The sequence below is a fragment of the Chromobacterium subtsugae genome (genome assembly GCF_001676875.1).
Lineage (GTDB): Bacteria > Pseudomonadota > Gammaproteobacteria > Burkholderiales > Chromobacteriaceae > Chromobacterium > Chromobacterium subtsugae.
In genome coordinates this window covers 25,043-47,395 of the sequence record NZ_JYKA01000006.1, presented here as the reverse complement: position 1 = coordinate 47,395, position 22,353 = coordinate 25,043, and the positions used below count along the sequence as shown (strand labels likewise).

Annotated in this window: 25 protein-coding genes; 3 read left to right on the top strand and 22 right to left on the bottom strand. The window is 67.2% G+C overall.

Annotated elements, in window-relative coordinates:
* Nucleotides 1-2 precede the first annotated feature (2 nt).
* The 16 genes from MY55_RS09630 to MY55_RS09555 all read right to left on the bottom strand — a co-directional run bounded on the left by MY55_RS09630 (nucleotide 3) and on the right by MY55_RS09555 (nucleotide 15,084).
* Nucleotides 3-740 carry a type II secretion system protein N gene (locus tag MY55_RS09630; protein ID WP_065202310.1) on the bottom strand — a complete coding sequence of 246 codons (738 nt, stop codon included), beginning with the start codon at nucleotides 738-740 and terminating at the stop codon, nucleotides 3-5.
* An 8-nt stretch (nucleotides 741-748) separates the two neighbouring features.
* On the bottom strand, nucleotides 749-1,258 hold the full coding sequence (gene gspM / locus MY55_RS09625; RefSeq protein ID WP_043578653.1) for a type II secretion system protein GspM: 510 nt from the start codon (nucleotides 1,256-1,258) through the stop codon (nucleotides 749-751).
* Nucleotides 1,258-2,448: a type II secretion system protein GspL gene (gene gspL, locus MY55_RS09620; RefSeq protein ID WP_047236834.1), complete on the bottom strand. Its 1,191-nt coding sequence runs from the start codon at nucleotides 2,446-2,448 to the stop codon at nucleotides 1,258-1,260. The genes gspM and gspL overlap by 1 nt, the downstream gene beginning before the upstream one ends.
* Nucleotides 2,405-3,397: a type II secretion system minor pseudopilin GspK gene (gene gspK, locus MY55_RS09615; RefSeq protein ID WP_080509373.1), complete on the bottom strand. Its 993-nt coding sequence runs from the start codon at nucleotides 3,395-3,397 to the stop codon at nucleotides 2,405-2,407. Before gspK ends, gspL begins: the two co-directional genes overlap by 44 nt.
* Complete coding sequence (locus MY55_RS09610) at nucleotides 3,394-3,978, bottom strand: type II secretion system protein GspJ (protein ID WP_047236833.1); 585 nt, start codon at nucleotides 3,976-3,978, stop codon at nucleotides 3,394-3,396. Before MY55_RS09610 ends, gspK begins: the two co-directional genes overlap by 4 nt.
* On the bottom strand, nucleotides 3,975-4,355 hold the full coding sequence (gene gspI / locus MY55_RS09605; RefSeq protein WP_047236832.1) for a type II secretion system minor pseudopilin GspI: 381 nt from the start codon (nucleotides 4,353-4,355) through the stop codon (nucleotides 3,975-3,977). The genes MY55_RS09610 and gspI overlap by 4 nt, the downstream gene beginning before the upstream one ends.
* Nucleotides 4,352-4,825 carry a prepilin-type N-terminal cleavage/methylation domain-containing protein gene (locus MY55_RS09600; protein ID WP_043578633.1) on the bottom strand — a complete coding sequence of 158 codons (474 nt, stop codon included), beginning with the start codon at nucleotides 4,823-4,825 and terminating at the stop codon, nucleotides 4,352-4,354. The genes gspI and MY55_RS09600 overlap by 4 nt, the downstream gene beginning before the upstream one ends.
* A gap of 22 nt (nucleotides 4,826-4,847) precedes the next feature.
* Nucleotides 4,848-5,291 carry a type II secretion system major pseudopilin GspG gene (gene gspG / locus MY55_RS09595; protein WP_043578630.1) on the bottom strand — a complete coding sequence of 148 codons (444 nt, stop codon included), beginning with the start codon at nucleotides 5,289-5,291 and terminating at the stop codon, nucleotides 4,848-4,850.
* 107 nt (nucleotides 5,292-5,398) lie between these two features.
* The gene (locus MY55_RS09590; RefSeq protein WP_065202308.1) at nucleotides 5,399-5,737 is read right to left on the bottom strand and encodes a hypothetical protein; all 339 of its coding nucleotides are present in this window, start codon (nucleotides 5,735-5,737) and stop codon (nucleotides 5,399-5,401) included.
* Between the two features lie 9 nt (nucleotides 5,738-5,746).
* Complete coding sequence (gene gspF, locus MY55_RS09585) at nucleotides 5,747-6,958, bottom strand: type II secretion system inner membrane protein GspF (RefSeq protein WP_043578624.1); 1,212 nt, start codon at nucleotides 6,956-6,958, stop codon at nucleotides 5,747-5,749.
* Nucleotide 6,959: 1 nt separating this feature from the next.
* Nucleotides 6,960-8,420, bottom strand: a complete 1,461-nt coding sequence (gene gspE, locus MY55_RS09580; protein ID WP_043578621.1) for a type II secretion system ATPase GspE — start codon at nucleotides 8,418-8,420, stop codon at nucleotides 6,960-6,962.
* Nucleotides 8,417-10,543: a type II secretion system secretin GspD gene (gene gspD / locus MY55_RS09575; protein WP_043578619.1), complete on the bottom strand. Its 2,127-nt coding sequence runs from the start codon at nucleotides 10,541-10,543 to the stop codon at nucleotides 8,417-8,419. Before gspD ends, gspE begins: the two co-directional genes overlap by 4 nt.
* 9 nt (nucleotides 10,544-10,552) lie before the next feature.
* A complete protein-coding gene (locus MY55_RS09570) occupies nucleotides 10,553-11,170 on the bottom strand; it encodes a type II secretion system protein N (protein WP_043578617.1) in 618 nt (205 codons plus the stop codon).
* 293 nt (nucleotides 11,171-11,463) lie between these two features.
* Nucleotides 11,464-13,245, bottom strand: coding sequence for an acyl-CoA dehydrogenase (locus tag MY55_RS09565; RefSeq protein ID WP_065202307.1), 1,782 nt, complete (start codon nucleotides 13,243-13,245; stop codon nucleotides 11,464-11,466).
* A gap of 153 nt (nucleotides 13,246-13,398) precedes the next feature.
* Nucleotides 13,399-14,331: an electron transfer flavoprotein subunit alpha/FixB family protein gene (locus tag MY55_RS09560; protein WP_043578611.1), complete on the bottom strand. Its 933-nt coding sequence runs from the start codon at nucleotides 14,329-14,331 to the stop codon at nucleotides 13,399-13,401.
* 3 nt (nucleotides 14,332-14,334) lie between these two features.
* Nucleotides 14,335-15,084, bottom strand: a complete 750-nt coding sequence (locus MY55_RS09555) for an electron transfer flavoprotein subunit beta/FixA family protein (RefSeq protein ID WP_043578607.1) — start codon at nucleotides 15,082-15,084, stop codon at nucleotides 14,335-14,337.
* Nucleotides 15,085-15,321: 237 nt separating this feature from the next.
* On the opposite strand from MY55_RS09555, the gene MY55_RS09550 reads away from it, so the two are divergent.
* The gene (locus tag MY55_RS09550; protein ID WP_047236827.1) at nucleotides 15,322-15,738 is read left to right on the top strand and encodes a MaoC family dehydratase; all 417 of its coding nucleotides are present in this window, start codon (nucleotides 15,322-15,324) and stop codon (nucleotides 15,736-15,738) included.
* Nucleotide 15,739: 1 nt separating this feature from the next.
* On the opposite strand, the gene queG is transcribed toward MY55_RS09550, so the two are convergent.
* Complete coding sequence (queG, locus tag MY55_RS09545; RefSeq protein ID WP_341864707.1) at nucleotides 15,740-16,777, bottom strand: tRNA epoxyqueuosine(34) reductase QueG; 1,038 nt, start codon at nucleotides 16,775-16,777, stop codon at nucleotides 15,740-15,742.
* A 43-nt stretch (nucleotides 16,778-16,820) separates the two neighbouring features.
* On the opposite strand from queG, the gene tsaE reads away from it, so the two are divergent.
* Together tsaE and MY55_RS09535 are read left to right on the top strand one after the other, a co-directional pair.
* Nucleotides 16,821-17,309: a tRNA (adenosine(37)-N6)-threonylcarbamoyltransferase complex ATPase subunit type 1 TsaE gene (tsaE, locus tag MY55_RS09540; protein WP_369816073.1), complete on the top strand. Its 489-nt coding sequence runs from the start codon at nucleotides 16,821-16,823 to the stop codon at nucleotides 17,307-17,309.
* Nucleotides 17,267-18,508: an N-acetylmuramoyl-L-alanine amidase gene (locus MY55_RS09535; protein WP_043578595.1), complete on the top strand. Its 1,242-nt coding sequence runs from the start codon at nucleotides 17,267-17,269 to the stop codon at nucleotides 18,506-18,508. Before tsaE ends, MY55_RS09535 begins: the two co-directional genes overlap by 43 nt.
* Before the next feature lie 67 nt (nucleotides 18,509-18,575).
* Here the strand turns inward: MY55_RS09535 and yacG are convergent, their stop codons facing one another.
* The 5 genes from yacG to MY55_RS09510 are packed head-to-tail and all read right to left on the bottom strand — an operon-like array spanning nucleotide 18,576 to nucleotide 22,312.
* The gene (yacG, locus tag MY55_RS09530; RefSeq protein ID WP_043578592.1) at nucleotides 18,576-18,770 is read right to left on the bottom strand and encodes a DNA gyrase inhibitor YacG; all 195 of its coding nucleotides are present in this window, start codon (nucleotides 18,768-18,770) and stop codon (nucleotides 18,576-18,578) included.
* A gap of 5 nt (nucleotides 18,771-18,775) precedes the next feature.
* Entirely contained in the window at nucleotides 18,776-19,534 is a 759-nt protein-coding gene (gene zapD / locus MY55_RS09525; protein WP_043578820.1) for a cell division protein ZapD, read from the bottom strand.
* Nucleotides 19,535-19,569: 35 nt separating this feature from the next.
* A complete protein-coding gene (gene coaE, locus MY55_RS09520) occupies nucleotides 19,570-20,184 on the bottom strand; it encodes a dephospho-CoA kinase (protein WP_043578588.1) in 615 nt (204 codons plus the stop codon).
* Nucleotides 20,169-21,089 (bottom strand): prepilin peptidase, encoded by a 921-nt coding sequence (locus MY55_RS09515; protein ID WP_043578586.1) that lies wholly within the window; start codon nucleotides 21,087-21,089, stop codon nucleotides 20,169-20,171. Before MY55_RS09515 ends, coaE begins: the two co-directional genes overlap by 16 nt.
* Nucleotides 21,089-22,312 carry a type II secretion system F family protein gene (locus MY55_RS09510; protein WP_043578583.1) on the bottom strand — a complete coding sequence of 408 codons (1,224 nt, stop codon included), beginning with the start codon at nucleotides 22,310-22,312 and terminating at the stop codon, nucleotides 21,089-21,091. The genes MY55_RS09515 and MY55_RS09510 overlap by 1 nt, the downstream gene beginning before the upstream one ends.
* Nucleotides 22,313-22,353 lie beyond the last annotated feature (41 nt).

The following is a 22,353-nucleotide window of genomic DNA, read 5'->3' as shown; positions in this document are numbered from 1 at the left end:
CGTCACATCCCCGGCTTCACCTGCCAGCTGACGCTGGTGGGGCCCGCCGGCTGGCCCAGCATCAGCAACAACGGCTTGAGCGCGTCGTACTGTTCCGGCGGGCTATCGGCGGTGCCCGCCATGCTGAAGGCGCCGCCGGCTGGCCAGCTGCCCTGGCCGTTGATCATCAGCGGCCCTTCCAGCGTGGACAGCGTGAAGTTCAGCCCCTGCGGCGTGCCGGCGGCGTCCAGCTGGTAGCTGCCGAAAGGCAGCACCGTGGTCAGCGGCGACGCCGCGCCGCGCCAAGCCAGCTGCACCGCGCCGCTGACTTCCTTGCCTTGGCGCGCCAATTGGGGAATGTTCAGCTGCAATTCGCCACCCAGCCTGGCCACCTGCCAAGTTTTGGACAGATTGGCCAGCGCCGCCACCGGCATCGACAACGCCAGGCCGCGCACTTCCTGCTTGCCCAAGCCCAGCTGCAGCAAGCCCGGCTGGCCGGCGCTGTCCAGATGCCAGACCAACAGGCCGGACAACAAGGCCTTGGGCTGCCATTGCCAGCCTAGCGGGCTCATGCCCTGCACTTCGCCGGCCGGCCCCAGGTACACCAGCTGGGCGCCGCCGTTCCAGACCGTGCCCCTGGCGTCGCTGACGCCCCAGCGGCCATCGCTCCAGCGCGCCACCGGCACCGCCAGCAGGCTGGCCGGCAGCGCCGACAGCGCGCCGGCCAGCAGCAGGACAGCCAGCCCCAGCCACTTGATCATCCGCCGCCTCATGCCGCCGCTCCCGCGTGCGCCAGCAGCGCCTTGATCTTGACCTGGCCCGGCACCGGCTGCGCCTCCATCTTCACGTTCACCACCCGCACCTGCTGCTGCGCCGCCAACACGCCGGCGAAACGCACCCAGGCGTCGAACCCCACCACGCCTTCCATGTCGACGCCGGACTCGCCGTCCTGGCTGAACTGCAGCGCGGCGACCGCCAGGCCCTGGCTCTTGGCGGTCTGCTGCAATAGCGGAATCAGTTCCTTGGCCGGCAGCGGCGTCTGCGCCGGCTGGCGCTTGAGCTTGTCGGCCTCGGCGGCCAGGCTGCGCACCGCGCCCAGCTCGGCCTGCAGCCGCGCCACCGACGCGCGGTTGCGCTGCAGCGAGGCGCTGGCCGGCTCCCATACCGCCAGGTACAGCAGCGCCGCGCCCAGCACCAGCGCCATCGCCGCCAGCAGGCGCTGCTCGCGCGCGCTGCGTTGCTGCCAGTAGTCGAGAAATTGTTGCTTGTAGGCTGTCATCACGGCTCCCGCGCCACCACCAGTTGTTTGCTGCCAGGCTGGCTGCTCGTCGCATCCAGCATGATCTGGCGCGCCGCCAGCACTTTGCGCCAGCGCGCCAGGCTTTCCGCCGGCACCTCGTTCACCTGCAGCTTCAGCCGGCCGGCCTCGTACTCCAGCGAGCGCGCTTGCAGATCGCGGCCGCTGGCCGCGGCCAGCGCGCCCATCAGCTCCAGCATGTCGTCGCGCGCCGGCAAGCCGTGGCTGAGCCGCAGCTTGTCGACCGCGCGCGTCATCAGCAGCGCGCTGCTGCCCGGCATCGCCTGGCCGCCGGTCCACGGCGCGGCGGCGCTCTTGATCTGCTGCGACAAGCTGTGCTTCTGCCAGGCGTACCAGCCGGACTGGCACAGCGTCAGCAGCAATTGCGCCGCCAGCAGGCCGCCCAGCAGCCAGCCGGCCCGCTTCAGCGACGGCGCCCAGTCGCGCCAGCGGCGGTTGGCCGCCAGCTCGCCCTGGGCGAAGTCGAAGCCGCCCTCGCGTTTCCCTTGTTTCCAGTCGTGGGCTTCGCCGCGCGCGCTGTCGCCCTGCCAGCCCGGCAGGCGGCTCAGCAGCTCCTCGGGACGCTCCACGCCGTGCAGTTGCAGCCGCGCCGGCGGCGACAGCGCCAGCAGCGAGGCGAACAGCGCCTGCTCCACCGCCGCGCCGCCGCGCGGCAGGCAAGCGGCGTACGGCGAGGCCGCGCGCACCAGATAGCGGTCGGCCAGCGCCGTCACGCTCCAGCCGTCGGCCGGCGGCGGCGGCAGCAGGCACTCCTCCGGTACGATGCGGTCGCACAAGCGGCCCAGGCTTTTCAGCATCGCCACCGCTCGGCGCAGCGCCGCCGCCTCGGTCACCGCCACCAGGCGGCGGCCGTCGGCCAGCGTCGGCCCCGGCGCGTACAGATTGGCGCCCGGATCGTTGCCCAGCCCCTCTTCCAGCGCGAAGCCCATCACCGCCGGCGTCGGCTGCTTCACCGCGTCCGGCAGCCTGGCTTCGGCGAACAGGGTGCGGCCGGCCGGCAGCACCAGTTCGCAATGGTCGGCCTTGGGCCAGCCCCCCGGCGCGCTGTCGCCCTGGGCGCTCAGCTCGCCGCGGGCGCCCAGCAGCGCCCAGGGCAAGCCCGGCTCGCTATCGGGCCAGCCCGCCCGCAGATAGAGTCGCAGCGTCGTCATGTTTTTCTCCACCGGGCCGCGCCGACTGGCTGCGGCCGTCATTGCCGTCCTGCCGCCACAACAGCTTGACGGCGTTCGGGCTACTGTAAATCATCGCTCGCATCTGCAGGCGCGCCTTGCCGAAGCTGGAGCGGCTGTCGAGCTGGAAATAACTGGACGCGGCGCCGTAGTCGGTGTCGGCGACGGCCACCGCGCCCGGCAAGCGGGCCTTGAAGTCGGCCGCGTCCTTGAAATAATTGCTCTTGCGCTGGTTCAACAGCACCAGCAGATTGCCGTCGCCTATCCCCGGCAGCAGCGTCTTCATCACCATGTCGGTGGCGGTATTGACGTTGATCTGGCTGACGCCGGGCGGCAGCGCCGCCACATGCGGCGCCAGCTTCTCCATCACTTCCGGCGTGTAGCCGGGCAGCCAGCGCAGCATTTCCACCCGCAGCAGCGGATGGTTGGGCTGCGGCGCGGCCGCGTTGCCGCTGTCTGCCGCCGGCTGGCGGCCATCGTCCTCCCGGCCGCCGCGCAGCGACTTGAGCAGCGGCTCCGACAGCTTGCTAGGCAGCCCCAGCGTCACCAGCAGGCGCTTGTAGAACACCACCTGGCGGGTATTGGTCTGGCCGTTCGCCACCAGCGAATTGAGATTGAAGCGGCCTTGCAGGTCGGACAGCGAGCCGCTCACCTTCACTCCCTGGGCCTCGGTTTGCGGCAAGGGCTGCGCCCACAGCTGCGACAGCGCCACCACGCCGTTGCCGGCCGGCCCGCTGTTGAAGCGCAGAATCTCCATCGCCCAGCCCAGGCCGGCGTCGGCCACCAGCCGCAGCTGCGCGCGGCTCTTGTCGTTTTCCAGCTGGTGCCACCACAGCCCCTGCTGCCACAGCACCAGGCTGGCCGCGGTGGTGGCCAGCGCCACGATCAGCAGCGCCATGATCACCGCCATGCCGGATTGCCGCCGTCTCATGGCAGGCTCCAGATGCGGCGCACCGGCTGCTGGCCCGGCATCAGCACCCGCATTTCCAGCGCCCGCGCCACCCGGCCCTGGGCGGCGTCGCCCATCGGCCAGGCGTCCTGCCAACTGCCGTCGTTCAACATCACCCGCCAGCTCACCTTCATGTCCGGCCCCAGCAGCGCGTAGCGGATCGGCTCGCCGCCGGCGGCGTCGCCGGCCGACCAGCTGAGTACGCCGCCGCCGGCGTGATAGGAAATCCGCTCCATGCCGCTCGGATAACGGGCGGACACCGACTCCAGCACCAGCGACTGGCCCTTGCCGTCCTGCAACAGCGTCAGGCTGCTGGCGCCCAGCGCCAGCCCCTGCTGCTGGTCTCCGGCGCTGGGCTGCGGCTGCTGGCCGCTCAGGTCGCTCTCCAGCCGGCGGAAGGCGCGCGCCGCGTCCACCCATTGCTCGCCGGTCTGCATCAGCCGCTCCCGCGCGATCAGCAGCGAACCGAACGCCTTGTAACCCATCACCGACAAGATGGCCAGCAGGCTCATCGCCACCAGGATTTCCAGCAGCGTCATGCCGCCCTGCCCGCGCGCGCTCAACCGCCGCTCCCGGCCGTCTGGCGCAGGTAGCCGGTGACTTCGGCCAACACGTAATGGCCGCTGCCCGGCGCCAGGATGCGCACCACCACCTTGCGGAAATTGGGATTGGGAGTCGGCGTGATATCGCGCTCCCAGCGCCAGGCGATGCCGTCCTCCTTGCTCTCGCCGGCCTGCTGCCCGGGTTCGGGGAACTGCCGCAGCGCCTGCAGCGCGGCGATCTGGTTCTGCGCCTCCCAATTGGCCTGCATCCGCCGCTCCATGCCTTCGGCGTTGTCGGCGGCGAGGCCGGTGGCGCGCAGCAACGCTCCCAGCGCCACCGCGATGATGGCCAGCGCCACCAGCACTTCGAACAGAGTGAAACCTTGCTGCCGCCTCATGAGCCGTCCGCCACCGTCACCCGGCCCAGCGGCGACTGCAATATCGTCAAGCGCCGGCCCGCGCCGCCCAGCCTGAGCGCCAGCGTCGCCGCCCGGCCGTCCTGCCACAACAGCAGGGGCCTGCCCGCCGGCCAGGGCTTGCCGTCCAACAGCACGCCCTCGCCCTGGATGCCGTCCGGCCAAGGATGCTCAGCCAGCAGGTCGTCGCCGGCCGCCACCCAGTTGCCGTCGTCGTCCTGCCGGCTGAAGGCATAGCCCTTGGCGTTCCAGCTCAAGGCCAGCGTGTCGCCCATTTCGGCGGCGTCGCCGGCTTGCTCCAGCACCCGCGCGAAGCGATAGGCCTCGTCGTTCAGCAGACGATGGGTGTCGGGCCGCAGGCTGAGGGTCACGGTGGTGGCCAGGACGCCGATGATCAGCATCACCACCATCACCTCGATCAGCGTGAAGCCGCGCTGGCGCGGGCGCATCATGCCGGTTCTCGCTCAGGCGCGCTTACTTGCCGCTGTCCCAGTTGCCGATGTCGGCGTCGTTGCCCTCGCCGCCCGGCTCGCCGTCGGCGCCGAAGCTCCAGATGTCGATTTCGCCGTGCGTGCCCGGGTTGGCGTACTGGTAGGCGTTGCCCCACGGGTCTTTCGGCAGGCGCTCCAGGTAGCCGCCCGGCTTCCAGTTCTTCGGCTCCGGCGCCGCGGTCGGTTTCTGCACCAGCGCCGACAAGCCCTGGTCAGAGCTGGGATAGCGGCCATTGTCCAGCCGGTACAGCTTCAGCGCCTGACTGATGGCGCCGATGTCCTGCTTGGCGGCGACGATGCGCGCCTCGTCCGGACGGCTCATCACCTTGGGCACCACCAGCGCGGCCAGCACGCCGAGGATGACGATCACCACCATGATCTCGATCAGGGTGAAACCGCGCTGGGCGGTACGTTTCAACTGTTTCATCGCTTCTCCATCATTTGATCCGGCGGCGCTTGGCCATGCCGGGTTGCTTCCAATTTCCGAATATCCGTCAAACAGCCGGGCAGGATCTCATCCTCCCGGCCTGCAAGTCATTTTTCCTGATCGAGCGCCTGTTGCAGCAGCGTCTGCAGCGCGTCGACGCGCCGGCGCAGGCTGATGCACTCGCGCAAGGCCGACACGGCAAACAGATAGCCCGCGATGGCCGTCAGGGCCAGCAAGGCCATCCACGCTCCCGACTGAAGAAAAACCACGGCGCCGATGCTGGCGGCAACCGCCAGCCATAGCGCCGGATGCCAGGCCTGGATGGGCAAGGGCCGCCGCGCCGCCAGCGCGGCGCGCGCCTTGTCCCTATCCGCCACCGCGTCCAGCAATTTCCGGTATTCGCGGTTGCGGATCGGGTCGGCGTCCAGCATCTTGTCTTTCGCCATGGGCACGGCTCAATGCACCATCTGGTTCATGTCGATGATGGGCATCATGATCGCCAGCACGATCAGCAGCACCATGCCGCCCATCACCAGGATCAGCAAGGGCTCCATCAGCGTGGTGAAGGTGGCCAGCTTGCGCTCCACCTCCTGTTCCTGCTGCTGCGCGGCGCGGTCCAGCATCTGCGACAGCGTGCCGCTGGCCTCGCCGCTGGAAATCAGGTGGATCAGCACCGGCGGGAACTGCTTGCTGGCGTTGAGCGCGCGCGACAGCGACACGCCTTCGCGCACCTTGGCCATCGCGTCGGCCACCGCGTCCTGCATCGGCAGCATGGTCATCAGGCCGCGCGCGGTCTCCAGCGCGGTCAAGAGCGGCACGCCCGAACCCACCAGAATGGACATGGTGCTGGCCATGCGCGCGGTGTTGAGCGCGCGGAACAGGCGGCCGAACACCGGCAGCCTCAGCACCCAGGCATGGAAACGGCGCTTGAGCAGCGGCGCGCGCAAGGCGCGCACCGTCAGCGCCACCGCCGCGACGATGGACGCCAGCAGCAGCAGGCCCCATTGGCGCAGGAAATCGCTGCACGCCACCAGCGCGCGGGTGAGGAAAGGCAGCGATTGCTTGGTCTGCGCGAACACGCTGACCACCTGCGGCACCACATAGGTCATCAGGCCGGACACCACCAGGATGGCGACGAAGGTCACCACCGCCGGGTAGGCGAGCGCCAGCGTCACTTTCTGCTGGGTGTTCTGCCGCTTATCCAGGTATTCCGCCAGCCGCGCCATCACCATGTCGAGGTGGCCGGACTGCTCGCCGGCCTGCACCAGCGAGCGGTACAAGGGCGAGAACACGCCGGGCGCGGCGGACAGCGCCTGGGCGAAGCTCTTGCCTTCCAGGATGTCGCTGCGCAGCGCCGCCAGCACGGTGCGGGCGCGCGGGCTTTCCGCCTGCTCGGTCACCGCGGTCAGCGCCTTCTCCAGGGTCAGGCCGGCGTTGAGCAGCGTCGACAGCTGCTCGGTGAGCATCACCAGCTCGGCGCGCGGCAGGCCGCGGCGCAACACATTGCTGCCGGAGTTGCCGGTCTTGGCGTTGACGCTGTCCACCGCCACCGGCAGCAGGCCGCGCTCGCGCAGCTGCGCGCGGGCGGCGCGGGCGGAGTCGGCCTCCAGCAGGCCATTCTGCTCCTTGCCGGCCGCATCGTAGGCGGTGTATCGGAAGGCGGCCATATCAGCTTCTCGTCACCCGCAGGATTTCTTCCAGGCTGGTTTCGCCGGCCTTGACCCAGCGCAGGCCGTCGTCGCGCAGGCTGCGCATGCCGTGGCGCTGCGCGTGGTCGCGCAGCCGCTGCTCGGAGGCGCGGTCGTGGATCAGCCGCTGCATGGTGTCGTCCACCAGCATCAATTCATACACGCCGTAGCGCCCCTTGTAGCCGGAGTTGCCGCAGGCCGGGCAGCCCACCGGACGGTAATGAATGGCATCCGGCTCGTCTTCCAGCGGCACCGGATGCGGCGCCTTGCACTGCGGGCAGACGCGCCGCACCAGCCGCTGCGCCATCACGCCCAGCAGGCTGGAAGCCAGCAGGAAGGGCTCCACCCCCATGTCGGTGAGGCGGGTCACCGCGCTGGCGGCGTCGTTGGTGTGCAAGGTGGCCAACACCAGGTGGCCGGTCAGCGACGCCTGCACCGCGATCTGCGCGGTTTCCAGATCGCGGATCTCGCCTATCATCACCACGTCCGGGTCTTGGCGCAGGATGGCGCGCAGCGCCTTGGCGAAGCTCATGTCTATCTTGGGGTTGACCTGGGTCTGGCCGACGCCGTCCAGGTGGTACTCCACCGGGTCTTCCACCGTCATGATGTTGGTGTGGCTGGCGTCCAGCCGCGACAAGGCCGCGTACAGCGTGGTGGTCTTGCCGGAGCCGGTGGGGCCGGTGACCAGCAGGATGCCGTGCGGCTGGTTGATCAGCTTGTCCACCGAGGCCAGCGTGTCGGCGGCCATGCCCAGGGTGGCCAGGTCCAGCCGCGCGTTTTCCTTGTCCAGCAAACGCAGCACCACCCGTTCGCCGTGGCTGGTCGGCAGCGTCGACACCCGCACGTCCACGGGCCGGCCGCCCAGCCGCAGCGAGATGCGGCCGTCCTGCGGGATGCGCTTCTCGGCGATGTCCATGCCGGACATGATCTTGATCCGCGACACCATCGCCGCGTGCAGCGCGCGGTGCGGGCTGACCACGTCGCGCAGCGTGCCGTCCAGACGGAAGCGCACCACCGAGCGATCCTCGAAGGCCTCGATGTGGATGTCGGACGCGCCGTCGCGCAGCGCCTGGGTCAGCAGCGCGTTGATCATGCGGATGATGGGCGCGTCGCCCTCGCTTTCCAGCAGGTCCTCCACCGTCGGCAGCGACTCCACCATCTGGTTGAGGTCCATGTCCTGGCCGATGTCGTCCACCATCTCCGCCGCCGCGCCGTCGCGGCTGGCGTAGTGCTCGGACAGCCGCTTCTCGAACTGGGCCTGCGTCAGCGTCTCCACCCCCACCAGCGTGCCGCCGTGCAGGCGCAGCGCCTCCGCCCACGCCGCCGGCCGCGCGTCTTCGCGCAGCAGCAGCTGGCGGCCGCTTTCGCCGTCCAGCAGGATCACACCGTTGGCGCGGGCAAAGGGGAAGGCCAGCAGCGGCATCAGCGTGGGCTTGTTCATTTCGGCACGGCCTTCACGTCCCGCTCCAGGCTGGCCTTGATCCCGCCTTCCGGCAGCGACTGGATCGCCGACTCCAAGTCCAGCGGCAGTTTTTTCCCGTCGCGCTTGAGATCTCCCAGGATGTACTGGTAGCGATCCTGCGCGATGACGCGGCCGTCCTGCTCGCCGCGCAGGATGGTCGGCTTGAGGAATATCATCAGGTTGGTCTTGTTATGGGTCTTGGCGCTGTAGCGGAACAGCGCGCCCAGCCAGGGGATGTCGCCCAAGAGCGGCACCTTCTGTTCGGCGTCGTCCACCTGGTCCTGCAGCAGGCCGCCTATCGCCAGGATGCTGCCGTCGTCGACATTGGCGATGGTTTCCAGCACGCGGCGGTTGGTGGTGGGGCCGGCGTTGCTCCCGGCGTTCAGATTGGGGCTGGACGCCACCAGGCTGGCGGTTTCCTGCAGGATCTTCAGCCGGATGCTGCCGCCCTCGGAAATCTGCGGCGTGATTTCCAGGTTGAAGCCTATGGTCTTGCGGTCGTAGCTGGTGGTTATCACCGGCTGGCCGCTGGTGCTGCTGCTGGGCGTGCTCTGGTTGCCGATCGGGATCGGCACTTCCTGGCCGATCAGGATGCGCGCCTTTTCATTGTCGGTGGCCAGCAAGGAGGGGCTGGCCACCACATTGCTGCCGCTCTCGCTTTCCAGCGCCTTGGCCAGCGCGGCCAGATTGCCGTGCCGGATCCAGCCCAGGTTCACCCCGCCGGAGCCCGCCAGGCTGGTGGCCAGTCCGCCGACGCCGCCGGCGGCCAGCGCCGCGCCGGCGCCGATGATGGAGGTGCCGCTGGTGCCGCTGGTGGTCGCGCCGGAGAAGTTGGTGCCGCCTATCACCGCGCCGCCGGCCGCCTGCCACTGCACGCCTAGTTCCATCGCCCGGGTGGCCGACACCTCGACCACCAGCGCTTCGACCAATACCTGGGCGCGGCGCTTGTCCAGCATGTCGATCACGTTGCGCAGGTTCTGGTACATGCTGTCCGGCACGTTGAGGATCAGCGCGTTGTTGGTGGGGTCGGCCTGGATCATCGAGCCGCCGCCGCCGGCGCCGCTGCTGGCGCTGTCGTTGACCAGCGGGCTGGCCGCCGCCGGCGCGTTGGCGTTGGCCGGCGCGCCGCCTACCGCATTATTGCTGGCGCTGCTGCCCAAGCCGGAGCTGGAAGTGTTGCCGCTCAGCGCGCTGCTGCCGGCCGAGCTGCCGCCGTTGGTGGTGACCGCGGTGCGGCCCTGCAGCGGGCCCGGATCGCCGGTCAGCAGCGCGCGCAGCGTCTGCGCCACCTTGCCGGCCTCGGCGTTCTTCAGGTACACCACCCGGACGTTGGAGCCGGCCTGGCTAGGTTGATCCAGCATTTTCAGCAGGCTCTTGATCTTGCCTATTTTGCCCGGGGTGTCGGCGCGCACCATCAGCACATTGGCGCGCGGGTCGGCCAGGATGGTGGTCTTGCCGCCGTCGGCGCCGCCTTCCTGCATCAGCTTGTTCAGGGTGTTGGACAACTCCACCGCCGAGCCGAACAGCACCGGCAGCACCACGGTGTCGCCGGCGGCGGCGGACTCCACCGATTCGATGATGGATTCGATGCGCTGGATGTTGTCCGCGTAGTCGGTGACGATCAGCGCGTTGGATTGCGGATAGGCCGCCACGGTGTTGTTGGGCGAGACGATGGGGCGGATCACCGGCACCAGCTGGTTGGCGTTGCTGTTCTTCAACGCGAACACCTTGGTGATCAGCCGGTCGCCGTCGCCACGCGGAATGCCGCGGCTCGCCTTGGCATGCAGCTTGGCGTCGGCCTCCGGCACGATCTTGACCACGCCGTTGCCCTCCACAGCGGCGAAGCCCTGCAGCCGCAGCGACGACAGCAGCACCTGGTAGGACATCGCGCGCGGCACCGGCCGGCTGGAGACGATGTTGACCGTGCCCTTGACGCGCGGGTCGATGATGAAATTCTTGCCGCTGATCTCGCCTATCGCCTTGACCACGGTCTCGATGTCGGCGTTGACGAAATTGAGCATGACCGTGTCGTTCTGCGGGGCTGCCAGCAGTTGGCAGCTATATGCCAGGGCCAGGGTGGCGACGAGTTTGGAAATTCGCATTGCACTCTCTTATTGGCGAATCATCGCGGCAGGATCGACCGCGGGTTGGGGCGGAGTATCGGGTACGGAATTCTGGCTGGGGACAGGCACCGGCACGGCGCCGGGACCGGCCTGCGGCGCCTGGCCGGGTTGCGGGGGCGGCAGCGGCTGTCCGGCATCGCCGTCGCCGGCAACCGCGCCGCCGCTGCGCGCCTGCAACGGCACGAATTGCTCATTGCCGCCGGAGCGGATGGTGACGCCATTAGGCGCGACCTTCACCAGCTCCCAGCCGTCGGCGGTCTGCTTGCCCTGCAACAGCGGCTGGCTGTGGCCGTTGCTGTCTATGATGGCGAAGCCCTCCACGCCGGGCCGGGTCGGCGCGTACACGCCCAGCAAGCGTATCGGCGGCGGCGCGGCCACCGGCTGCTGCGGCGCCTCGCCAAACCAGTGCGCCTGCGCGGCGGCGGCCGCCGCGGTTTGCGGCTGGGCCGGGGCGAGGGTGCGGTAGGTCTGCGCCGACGGCGCCAACAGGGCGGTCAGCTGCTGGCCCAGCCAGAACGCGGCCAGCCCCATGGCCAGGACCGGCAGTCCCTTGTGCCATTGCCGGCCAGGCAGCGTCCAGCGGCTGAAATCCGGCTTGCGACCCAATCTTGTCTTATCCCCAGAACCCATCGGCTTCCCGTTATAAAAATTATGCTGAACAGCTGTGGCTGCAGGCTTGCTAGATTAAGCAGCAAGAGGGTGCTTTTGCAATAGCCGGCTCGCAGATTTGATGACAAGTGGAAATTCAGCCATTGTTAATATTTACAGCCAGACAACCCAGTTCTTGGTTTCACGCTCATTGCCAATGGATTTACCGACACGTAAAAGCAAATTTTTGGCATTTTCGCATAAAAAAACGCCACGGCAAGGCCGTGGCGCCGTCTCTGGTTTTTTTCCGCTCAGAACTGGCTGTCATCCAGCGCCAGCGCGCTGTCCGCGCCATGCAGGATGGCGGCGGCCAAACCGGATACCTGCGGCAGCAGATGCTCGGCGAAGAAGCGCGCGGTGACGATCTTGGCATTGAGGAATTCGACGTCGGCGTCGGCCTCCTGCAATTTGTCCTTGGCGATCAATGCGGCGCGGCCCAGCTGCCAGCCGCCCAGAACGATGCCCATCAGCTTCAGGAACGGCACCGAGCCGGCGGCCGCCAGCTGCGGCTGGCTGCCGAAGGTCTCCAGGATGAAGGCCACGCAGCGCTCGGCGTCGGCGCTGGCCGCTTCAAGATTGGCAGCGATGCTGGCGAACCCCGCCGCCTGCAGCTTGGCGACCGTGGCATGCGCCTCGCCCAGCAGCGCGCGCGCGGCGACGCCGTGATCGGCAGCCGTCTTGCGGCCGATCAGGTCCAGCGCCTGGATGCCGGTGGTGCCTTCGTAAATGGCGGTGATGCGGGCGTCGCGATAGTACTGGGCGACGCCGGTTTCCTCGATGAAGCCCATGCCGCCGTGCACCTGGATGGCCAGGCTGGTGATCTCGTTGGCCTGCTCGGTATTCCAGCCCTTGACGATGGGAATCAGGAAATTCAGCAGCGCCTGGTTGCGCGCGGCTTCGCCCGGCGCCGGGTGGCGGCCGGCGCGGTCCAGCGCGGCGGCGGTATAGAAGGTCAGCGCGCGCTGCGCCTCGATCTGGGCGCGCATGGTCATCAGCATGCGGCGCACGTCCGGGTGCTGGATGATGGGCACGCCGGCCGGGTCCGGCGAGCCGACGGCGCGGCTCTGCACCCGATCGCGCGCGTACTCCACCGCTTTCTGATAGGCGCGCTCCGACACCGCCATGCCCTCGATGCCCACGCCCAGCCGGGCGTGGTTCATCATGGTGAACATGTAGTTGAGGCCCTTGTTGGGCTCGCCCACCAGGTAGCCGACCGCGCCGTCGTTGTCGCCGAAGCTCATCACAGCGGTCGGGCTGCCATGGATGCCCAGCTTGTGCTCCAGCGACACGCAGCGCACGTCGTTGCGCGCGCCGAGCGAGCCGTCGGCGTTCACCAGGAACTTGGGCACGATGAACAGCGAGATGCCCTTCACCCCGGCCGGCGCGTCCGGCAGGCGCGCCAGCACCAGATGGACGATGTTCTCGGCCATGTCGTGCTCACCCCAGGTGATGAAGATCTTCTGGCCGCTCACGCGGTAGCTGCCGTCCGCCGCCGGCACGGCGCGCGAACGCACCTGGGCCAGGTCGGAGCCGGCTTGCGGTTCGGTCAGGTTCATGGTGCCGGTCCACTGGCCGCCGGCCATCATCGGCAGGTAGATCTGTTTCAGTTCATCGGAGGCGTGGTGATGGATGGCCTCCACCGCGCCCAGCGTCAACAGCGGCGCCAGCGAAAACGCCAGGTTGGACGCGCACCACATTTCCTCCACCGCGGCCGCCACCAGCGCCGGCATGCCCTGGCCGCCGAACTCCTCCGGCGCGCGCAGGCCCACCCAGCCGGATTCGACATATTGCTGCCAAGCGTCCTTGAAGCCCGGCGCGGCGGTCACGTCGCCATCGTGCCACTTGGCGCCCTGGTCGCCCTGCTTGTTGATCGGCGCCAGCACGCCCTCGGCGAACTTGGCCCCTTCCTCCAGCACGGCGTCCACCAGCTCCACCGAGCATTCGCCGTAGCCCGGCAGGCCGCAGATCGCCGGCAGCTCGGCCAGCTCGTTCAGTACGAAACGCATGTCTTTGACGGGTGCTTGGTAAATCATCGCCCTCTCCTCTGTTTTCTCGCGTTGGCCCGACTAGACCGGGCCGTGAAAAAGCCGGCGCTCCCTGATTGGGCGCCGGCTGCTGTTGTGGGTTCCGGCGGCTATGCTGCCTGCTCGGTCGGGGGCGCTTGCGGCCGCGCCCCCGGCTGCCGATTATTTCGACAGCTCGGCGATCAGCTCCGGCACCACCGTGAACAGGTCGCCGACGATGCCGTAATCGGCCACCTGGAAGATCGGGGCCTCTTCGTCCTTGTTGATCGCGACGATCACCTTGGAGTCCTTCATGCCGGCCAGGTGCTGGATCGCGCCGGAAATGCCGACCGCGAAGTACAGTTGCGGCGCCACCACCTTGCCGGTTTGGCCAACCTGGTAGTCGTTCGGCGCGTAGCCGGCATCGACAGCGGCGCGGGAGGCGCCGACGGCGGCGGACAGCTTGTCGGCCAGCGGCTCGATCACCGCCTTGAACTGCTCCTCCGAGCCCAGCGCGCGGCCGCCGGAGACGATGACCTTGGCCGAGCCCAGCTCCGGGCGGTCGGACTTGGTCAGCTCCTGGCCGACGAAGGCGGACAGCTGGCCGTCGGCCGCGGCGGCGATGCTTTCCACGGCGGCGGAGCCGCCCTGGCCGGCGGCGTCGAAGGCCGTGGTGCGCACGGTGATCACCTTGATGGCGTCAGCCGACTGCACGGTGGCCAGCACGTTGCCGGCGTAGATCGGGCGCACGAAGGTGTCGGCCGATTCGATGGCGACGATTTCGGAAATCTGGGCGACATCCAGCAGCGCGGCGACGCGCGGCAGCAGGTTCTTGCCGAAGGACGAAGCCGGGGCCAGCACGTGGCTGTAGCCCTTGGCCAGGTCCACCGCCAGCGCGGACAGGCTTTCGGCCAGGCCGTGCGCGTAGTGGGCGGCGTCGGCCAGCAGCACCTTGGCCACGCCGGCCACGCTCTTGGCGGCGTCGGCGGCGGCGGCGGCGTTGTGGCCGGCCACCAGCACGTGCACTTCGCCGAGCTTGGCGGCGGCGGTGATGGTGTTCAGGGTGCCTGCTTTCAGGCTCTGGTTGTCGTGTTCAGCGATAACGAGAATAGCCATGTCTTACAGCACCTTTGCTTCGTTCTTGAGTTTGGCGACCAGTTCGGCGGCGTTGGCCACCTTGATGCCGGCGGAACGCTTGGCCGGCTCGGCCACTTTCAGCGTCTTCAGGCGCGGAGCGGCGTCGACGCCCAGATCGGCCGGCGTGGTCTTGTCCAGCGGCTTTTTCTTGGCGGCCATGATGTTGGGCAGCTTGATGAAGCGCGGCTCGTTCAGGCGCAGGTCGGCGGTGACCACCGCCGGCAGGCGCAGCTTGACGGTTTCCAGGCCGCCGTCGATCTCGCGGATCACTTCGACGGTTTCGGCCGCCACGTCCACCTTGGAGGCGAAAGTGCCTTGCGCCCAGCCCAACAGCGCGGCAGTCATCTGGCCGGTCTGGTTGGCGTCGTCGTCGATCGCTTGCTTGCCCAGAATCACCAGTTGCGGCTGTTCTTTGTCGGCCACCGCCTTCAGCAGCTTGGCCACCGCCAGCGGCTGCAGTTCGGTGTCGGTTTCCACCAGAATGGCGCGGTCGGCTCCCATCGCCAGCGCGGTGCGCAGGGTTTCCTCGCACTGCTTGACGCCCATCGAAACGACGACGATCTCGCTGACCTTGCCGGCTTCCTTCAGACGCACAGCCTCTTCCACGGCGATTTCGTCGAACGGGTTCATCGACATCTTGACGTTGGCGATGTCTACGTCACTGCCGTCGGCTTTGACGCGGACTTTCACGTTGTAATCGACAACGCGCTTCACTGCGACTAGAACTTTCATATTCCTCCAGCAAACATCTGTGGGTTAATCGAACGCGGAAGGCAACGACGGCCAGCTGAGCCTGATTATGCCCCAAGCAAAATTCAAACGAGCGTTTGGTTTGTGCGCCAGCGCATGGCGCGTGGTGAAAATGCAACTCGGCGTCGATAGTACGCCATTTGCCGGTGGTTTGCATTTCAGGCGGAAGCTGTCACAATGCACCGCAGCATTTCCCTGTCATAACCAGCGGGAGTCCTCATGACCGTCTATTTCGAAGACATCGCCGTCGGCGACAGCGCCGAAGCCGGCAGAACCCTCACCGAAGCCGACGTGCTGCTGTTCTCCGCCGTCAGCGGCGACAACAACCCGGTGCACCTGAACCAGGTTTACGCCGCCGCCACCAAGTTCGAAACCCGCATCGTCCACGGCATGCTGACCGCCAGCCTGATCTCCGGCGTGATCGGCACCCAGCTGCCCGGCTACGGCACCATCTACCTGTCGCAATCCACCCGCTTCAAATCCGCGGTGCGCATAGGCGAAACCGTCACCACCCGGGTCAGCGTGGTGGAGCTGTTTCCGGAAAAGAAGCGGGTCAAGCTGGCCACCCAGTGCCTGGTGGGCGACAAGGTGGTGTTGGAAGGCGAGTCGCTGGTGATCGCGCCGTCGCGCGGCTGAGTCAACAGGACTCGCCGTGCCGGGCCAGCGCCCAGCGCACCGGTTCGGCCACCAGCTCGTCGGGAAAATCCAGCCGCCGCCGCAAGGCGGCGATCACTTCCGCAGAGCTAGGCGCATTGCCCAGCCCCACCGCCAGATTGGACAGCCATTTGTGATAGCCGATGCGGTAAATGGGACTGCCCGCCATCCGCTCGCGAAAATCGTCCGCGCTCCAGCCGAACAGTTCTACCAGACTCACGTCGTCCAAACCATGACGCACCGCAAAATCGGTTTCCGCCGTCTGCACCGCGAAACGGTTCCATGGACAGAACAGCTGACAGTCGTCGCAGCCGTACACTCGGTTACCAATCAAAGGGCGCAATGCCTGGGGAATCGCGGCCTTCAATTCTATAGTCAGGTAGGAAATGCAGCGGCGGGCATCCACTGAGTACGGCTCGACGATGGCGCCGGTGGGACAGACGTCCAGGCACTTGCGGCAGCGGCCGCAGTGGCCGTCCTCGGTGTCGTCGGCCGGCAGCGGCAGATCGGTGAGGATTTCCCCCAGGAAGAACAGTGAGCCCTGGCGCTTGGTCAGCAGCAAGGTATGCTTGCCGCGCCAGCCAAGGCCGGCCTGCGACGCCAGCGCCACCTCGGCCAGCGGCGCGCTGTCGGTGAACACCCGGTAGCCGAAAGCCCCGGCGGCGGCTTCGATGCGTTCAGCCAGCTTCTGCAGCCGGTTGCGCAGCACCTTGTGGTAGTCGCGGCCCAGCGCGTAGCGCGACAGGTAGGCGCGCGACGGGTCGGCCAGCACTTGCTCGGCGGCCCGCGCCGCCGGCCAATAGTTCATCCGCAGCGAGATCACCGACAGCGTGCCCGGCACCAGCTCGGCGGGCCGCAGGCGCAGCGCGCCATGGCGTTCCATATACTCCATCTCGCCATGGAAGCCCGCCGCCAGCCAAGCCGCCAGCCGCTGCTCGGCCTCGGCCGGCAGGCTGGCGCGAGTGATGCGCGCCTCGGCGAAGCCGGCCTCGACGGCCCAGGCTTTGATTTGGCGCGACAATTCGGGATAATCCGGTTTTTGAGGAGGATTCTCAGTCATGGCGATGGATGATACCAGCGTTCACAGCGGCAGCTTGCCGGACGAGGGCGCGACCCTGGCGCTGGGCGCGGCCTTCGCCGCCGCCGCAGCCCCCGGCCTGACCGTCCAGCTGCACGGCGACCTGGGCGCCGGCAAGACCACCTTCACCCGCGGCCTGCTGCGCGCGCTGGGGCATGCCGGCAAGGTGAAAAGTCCCACCTATACCCTGGTGGAAAGCTACGCCCTTAACGAATATAGTGTCCACCATTTCGATCTGTACCGCTTCGCCGATCCGGAAGAGTGGAACGACGCCGGCTTCAGCGAATACTTCGGCCAGGACAGCCTGTGCCTGGTGGAATGGCCGGACAAGGCCGGCGACCTGCTGCCGCCCGCCGACATCGTGCTGGAACTTGCCGTAGCCGGCGAGGGTCGCACTTATCATTTCAAAGCCCAGACTCAAACCGGACAGTCATGCCTCAATCGACTTTCGACCCCAAGCGCCGCGCGCTGCTAGGCGCAGCCGCCGCCACCTTTTTGCTCGCCGTCAGCCGCAATGGTTTCGCTGCCGGCAGCCAGATCGTCGCCCTGCGCATCTGGCCCTCCTCCACTTACACCCGCATCACGCTGGAGTCCAGCGCCGCCATCCAGTACAAGCAGTTCACGCTGGCCAATCCCAGCCGGCTGGTGATAGATCTGCAAGGCGTGCAGCTGAACGGCGTGCTGAAGGACATCAGCGGCCAGATCGCCGCCGCCGATCCCTATATCGCCACCGCCCGCGCCGGCCAGTTCGACCAGGACACCGTGCGGCTGGTGCTGGAACTGAAAACCGACGTCAAGCCGCAGGCCTTCTCGCTGACGCCGGTCGCCGAATACCAGCACCGGCTGGTGGTGGACCTGTACCCGGCCAGCGGCCAGCAGGACGACCCGCTGCTGGCGCTCTTGCAGGACTACAACAAGGGCAAGCTGGAACAGCCGCCGGCGCAAGTGAAGCCCAAGGCCAAGAACAACGGCCGCCCCATCATCGTGATGCTGGACCCCGGCCATGGCGGCGAGGACCCCGGCGCCATCGGCATGGTCGGCACCCGCGAAAAGGACGTGGTGTTGAAGATAGGTCATCAGCTCAAGCAGCTGATCGACGCCGAGCCGAATATGCGCGCCTACATGACGCGCAGCGACGACGTCTTCATCCCGCTGGGCGTGCGGGTGGCAAAAGCGCGCAAGCTCAACGCCGACCTGTTCGTCTCCATCCACGCCGACGCCGCGCCCAACCGCGCCGCCCGCGGCTCGTCGGTGTTCGCGCTGTCGGAAAAGGGCGCCACCAGCGCCTTCGCCAAGGCGCTGGCGCAGACGCAGAACGACTCCGACCTGATCGGCGGCGTCAAGATAGGCAGCAAGGACAAATACCTGGCCCACACCTTGCTGGACCTGACCCAGACCGCCACCATCAACGACAGCCTGAAACTGGGCAAGACGGTGCTGGGCCAGCTGGGAGGCCTCAACAAGCTGCACAAGAACGCGGTGGAACAAGCCGGCTTCGCGGTGCTGAAAGCGCCGGACATTCCGTCCATCCTGGTGGAAACCGCCTTCATCTCCAATCCGGACGAAGAACAGCGCTTGCTGACCGCCGAATTCCAGCAGCAGATGGCCAACGCCATCTTCAGCGGCGTCAAGCACTACTTCGCCTCCGGCGCCGCGCTGGCCGCCCGCGCCTGAGCGCGCCGCCCCAAATGAAAACCGCCGGTCTCTGCCGGCGGTTTTTTTATCGTCTGACGGGCGCGGCTCAATGCGCCGGCGGCAGGGCGTCGCCTGACGGCGACTCTTCCTCGGCCGGCACCTTGTACGACTCGCTGGCCCATTGCCCCAGGTCGATCAGACGGCAGCGCTCGCTGCAGAACGGACGGTAGCGGCTTTGCGGCTCCCAGCGCACTTCTGCGCGGCAGGTGGGACAGGCGACGATGCGGACGGAATCGGACATGAAACTCAGAATTTGCAATTGGTGAGGTAAAACTCGACATCCTGCTCGATCTGGCGCGGCCGGGCTTCGCCGGTGACCGCGTTGATGAAGCGGATGTTGAGCGCGTATTTGTTGGCCGACAGCTCGGGCAGCAATTCGAGATTGTCATCGTAGGCGACGCGGATCAGCTGCACCACCTTGCCGCCCGACATCTGCTGGAACGCGCCCTTGCGCGCGACGTAATGATGGGTCTTGCCGCTGTCGCGCAACAGCCGCAGCAGGATGTCCGACGCGTCGGCGGTGGGCATCAGCGGCGCCGCCCAGCGCAGCAGGTCCTGGCGGCGCGTCTCCGCCGAGCGCTGCTGCCACAGGTGATAGGACGGCAGGTCGAACTGGCAGGTGCCGCCGGGAATGCCGGCGCGCTGCTTGATGGCCATCAGCCATTCGTTCTCGCGCAGGTTCTGGCCGAATTTCCCTGTCAATGCCAGCAGCTTGCCCGACGCCCGTTCGATTTCCTCCAGCACGCCTTCCAGCGTCTCCTCGGCCACGTTGGGATTCTCGCGCAGCGCCTCCAGCACCTGCTTCTGCCGCTCCAGCTCCTGCAGCAGATCCGCTTTGAGATCGGCGCGCGAGGCGGTCTCCATCAGCTCGAACAACACCAGCAGCGCGGCGTGGTGATCGTAAGGGTCATCCTTGCCGACGAAGTAGGACAGCCGCCCATACAGGTATTCCAGGCGAAGCAGAATACGGGTGCGCTCGGTGACAGGAAATTCAAAACTGATCACGGCAGATCTGCCCTTCTCCAAGGCTTGCAGCAAGCCTATAACAATGCATTGACAAGATTTGCCAGATAATAACTGTGTTTGGCATCAACTTGAAGCCTCAATTCTGCCAAGCCGCCATTGTTGTCGATGATATCGTCGGCCAACTGGCGCCGACGCTCCCGCGGCAGCTGCGCGGCCATGATCGCGCGCACCGCGCTTTCCTCCAGGCCGCTGCGCCGCATCACCCTTTCCAACTGGATCTCCTCGCGACAATCCACCACCAGGCTGCGCGCCAGCAAGGGCGTGTAGCGCTCGCTCTCGAACAGCAGCGGCACCACCAGCAGCGCGTAATCGCCGCGCGCCGCCGCCAGCTGCCGCAGGCTTTCCTCATGGATGGCGGGATGGAGGATCGCCTCCAGCCGGCGCCGGCAAGCCGGATCGGCGAAGGCCAATTCGCGCATCGCCGCCCGGTCCAGCGCGCCGTCCGCCGTCAGCGCCGCGGCGCCGAATTCGCGCGCGATCGCCGCCATCGCCGCGCCTTGCGGGCCGGTCAGCTGATGCGCGATGCGGTCGGTATCCACCACCGGCACGCCCAGCTCGGCAAACCTGTCGGCCGCGGCGCTCTTGCCTGAGCCTATGCCGCCGGTCAAACCGACTACCGGGATAGCCATGTCAAATATCCATTTACGATTTGCGGCCCCCACACCAGCGCGATCCAGCCGGCGGCGGCGAGATAGGGGCCAAACGGGATTTCCTGACCGGGGCCGATCCGCGAGGCGCAGCGCATCGCCAGCCCGCACACCGCGCCCACCAGCGACGACAGCAGCACGATCAGCGGCAGCATGCCCCATCCCAGCCAGGCCCCCAGCGCCGCCAGCAGCTTGAAGTCGCCGTAGCCGAAGCCATTCTTGCCGGTCAGCAGCCGGAAGCCATGGAACACCAGCCACAGCGACAGATAGCCGAATGCCGCGCCCCATATCGCATCGCTCAGCGGCACCAAGCCGGTGTGCAGGTTGAAAAGCAAGCCGCCCCACAGCAGCGGCAGAGTCAGGCTATCCGGCAGCAGCTTGGTGTCCAGATCGATGAAAGCCAAGGCCAGCAGGCAAGCCGTCAGCGCCAAAGCGCCGGCCAGCGGCCAGCCCCAGCCCAGCGTCCAGGCCAGAAAACCGAACATCGCCGCGCACAATGCCTCCACCAGCGGGTAGCGCAGGCTGATCGCGACGCCGCAAGCGCGGCAACGGCCGCGCAGCAAAACAAAGCTCAGCAGCGGCACGTTCTGCCAGGGCCGCACCGGCGCGCCGCAAGCCGGACAATGCGAGCCGGGCCGCCACAGATTGCAGCCCGCCTCGCCCTCCATCGCCGCCGCCGCGCCCTGCGCCGCCAGCCGCAATTCGGGAAAGCGGCGGTTTTCCGCCAGGTATTCGACGCTGTCCGCCAAAAACTCGCCATCCAGCATCTGCGGCAGCCGGTGGATCACCACATTGAGAAAGCTGCCCACCAATAAGCCCAACACCAGCGCCACGCCCGTCAGACAACCCGGATGCGTGGCCAGCAACCACGTAATATCCTCCAGCATCAACCCACCACCTGACCCATTTTGAAGATAGGCATGTACATCGCGATCACCAGACCGCCGATCAATACCCCCAGTATCACCATGATGGCCGGCTCCAGCAGGCTGGACAGCGCGGCCACCGCATTATCCACTTCTTCTTCGTAAAAGTCGGCCACCTTGTCCAGCATCTGGTCCAGAGAGCCGGACTCCTCGCCTATCGAGGTCATCTGCAGCACCATATTGGGGAACAGATCGGTGCGCTGCATCGAATAGTTGAGACTGGATCCGGTGCTGACATCAGCCTGGATCCGGCGCGTGGCCTCGGCGTACACCTGGTTGCCGGCGGCGCCGCCCACCGAATCCAGCGCCTCCACCAGCGGCACGCCGGCGGAAAACAGCGTGGACAGCGTGCGCGCCCAGCGCGCGATGGTGGCCTTGCGGATGATGTCGCCTATCACCGGCAGCCGCAGCAGGATGCGGTCCATCTGCTCCTGCATCTTGGGGGTGCGCTTGAACGCGTAAAAGAAGGCGAACAGGCCGCCGAAAATCGTGCCGAAGATCAGCCACCAGAAATGGACGAACTGATCGGACAGCCAGATCACGAACAGCGTCGGCGCCGGCAGATTGGCGCCGAAGCTGGAGAACAAGTCCTTGAAGGCCGGGATCACGTAGATCATGATCACCGCGGTGATGATGAAAGCGGTGCCGACGATGGCCGACGGGTAGATCATCGCCGACTTGATCTTGGCCTTGATCGCCATCACCTTTTCCTTGTAGGTGGCGAGCTTGTCCAGCAGCGTGTCCAGCACGCCGCCGGTTTCGCCGGCGGCGATGATGTTGCAGAACAGCTTGTCGAAATACAGCGGGCGCTTGCGGAAGGCCTCGGCCAGCGACAGCCCGGTTTCCACGTCGGCGCGCACCTCCAGCAGCATCCGCGTCACCGCCGGATTGCTGTGGCCTTTCGCCGCGATGTCGAAAGCCTGCAGCAGCGGCACCCCCGCCCGCATCATCGTCGACAGTTGGCGCGTGAACAACGCAATGTCCTTTTCGGTGATCCGCTTGCCGAAGCCGGTGCGGCGCTTGCGGATTTTGGATACGTTGATGCCTTGGCGCCGCAATTGAGTCTTGGCCACGGTTTCCGACTCGGCGCGCAATTCTCCGCGTATCGCCTTGCCGGCCCGGTCTTTCCCTTCCCATTCCCAGATGTAGCCGGGATTCGTCTTTTTCGCAGCTGTCGTCGCCATCGATCCAACCTTCCCTGTCTGCATGCCATCCGCGCTTGAAG

What these genes read in the sequence shown, in the direction of transcription:
- MY55_RS09630 (WP_065202310.1), bottom strand. Translation starts at nt 740, where the DNA reads ATGATCAAGTGGCTGGGGCTGGCTGTCCTGCTGCTGGCCGGCGCGCTG.
- gspM (WP_043578653.1), bottom strand. Translation starts at nt 1,258, where the DNA reads ATGACAGCCTACAAGCAACAATTTCTCGACTACTGGCAGCAACGCAGC.
- gspL (WP_047236834.1), bottom strand. Translation starts at nt 2,448, where the DNA reads ATGACGACGCTGCGACTCTATCTGCGGGCGGGCTGGCCCGATAGCGAG.
- gspK (WP_080509373.1), bottom strand. Translation starts at nt 3,397, where the DNA reads ATGAGACGGCGGCAATCCGGCATGGCGGTGATCATGGCGCTGCTGATC.
- gspI (WP_047236832.1), bottom strand. Translation starts at nt 4,355, where the DNA reads ATGAGGCGGCAGCAAGGTTTCACTCTGTTCGAAGTGCTGGTGGCGCTG.
- MY55_RS09600 (WP_043578633.1), bottom strand. Translation starts at nt 4,825, where the DNA reads ATGATGCGCCCGCGCCAGCGCGGCTTCACGCTGATCGAGGTGATGGTG.
- gspG (WP_043578630.1), bottom strand. Translation starts at nt 5,291, where the DNA reads ATGAAACAGTTGAAACGTACCGCCCAGCGCGGTTTCACCCTGATCGAG.
- MY55_RS09590 (WP_065202308.1), bottom strand. Translation starts at nt 5,737, where the DNA reads ATGGCGAAAGACAAGATGCTGGACGCCGACCCGATCCGCAACCGCGAA.
- gspF (WP_043578624.1), bottom strand. Translation starts at nt 6,958, where the DNA reads ATGGCCGCCTTCCGATACACCGCCTACGATGCGGCCGGCAAGGAGCAG.
- gspE (WP_043578621.1), bottom strand. Translation starts at nt 8,420, where the DNA reads ATGAACAAGCCCACGCTGATGCCGCTGCTGGCCTTCCCCTTTGCCCGC.
- gspD (WP_043578619.1), bottom strand. Translation starts at nt 10,543, where the DNA reads ATGCGAATTTCCAAACTCGTCGCCACCCTGGCCCTGGCATATAGCTGC.
- MY55_RS09565 (WP_065202307.1), bottom strand. Translation starts at nt 13,245, where the DNA reads ATGATTTACCAAGCACCCGTCAAAGACATGCGTTTCGTACTGAACGAG.
- MY55_RS09560 (WP_043578611.1), bottom strand. Translation starts at nt 14,331, where the DNA reads ATGGCTATTCTCGTTATCGCTGAACACGACAACCAGAGCCTGAAAGCA.
- MY55_RS09555 (WP_043578607.1), bottom strand. Translation starts at nt 15,084, where the DNA reads ATGAAAGTTCTAGTCGCAGTGAAGCGCGTTGTCGATTACAACGTGAAA.
- MY55_RS09550 (WP_047236827.1), top strand. Translation starts at nt 15,322, where the DNA reads ATGACCGTCTATTTCGAAGACATCGCCGTCGGCGACAGCGCCGAAGCC.
- tsaE (WP_369816073.1), top strand. Translation starts at nt 16,821, where the DNA reads ATGGATGATACCAGCGTTCACAGCGGCAGCTTGCCGGACGAGGGCGCG.
- MY55_RS09535 (WP_043578595.1), top strand. Translation starts at nt 17,267, where the DNA reads ATGCCTCAATCGACTTTCGACCCCAAGCGCCGCGCGCTGCTAGGCGCA.
- yacG (WP_043578592.1), bottom strand. Translation starts at nt 18,770, where the DNA reads ATGTCCGATTCCGTCCGCATCGTCGCCTGTCCCACCTGCCGCGCAGAA.
- coaE (WP_043578588.1), bottom strand. Translation starts at nt 20,184, where the DNA reads ATGGCTATCCCGGTAGTCGGTTTGACCGGCGGCATAGGCTCAGGCAAG.
- MY55_RS09515 (WP_043578586.1), bottom strand. Translation starts at nt 21,089, where the DNA reads ATGCTGGAGGATATTACGTGGTTGCTGGCCACGCATCCGGGTTGTCTG.
- MY55_RS09510 (WP_043578583.1), bottom strand. Translation starts at nt 22,312, where the DNA reads ATGGCGACGACAGCTGCGAAAAAGACGAATCCCGGCTACATCTGGGAA.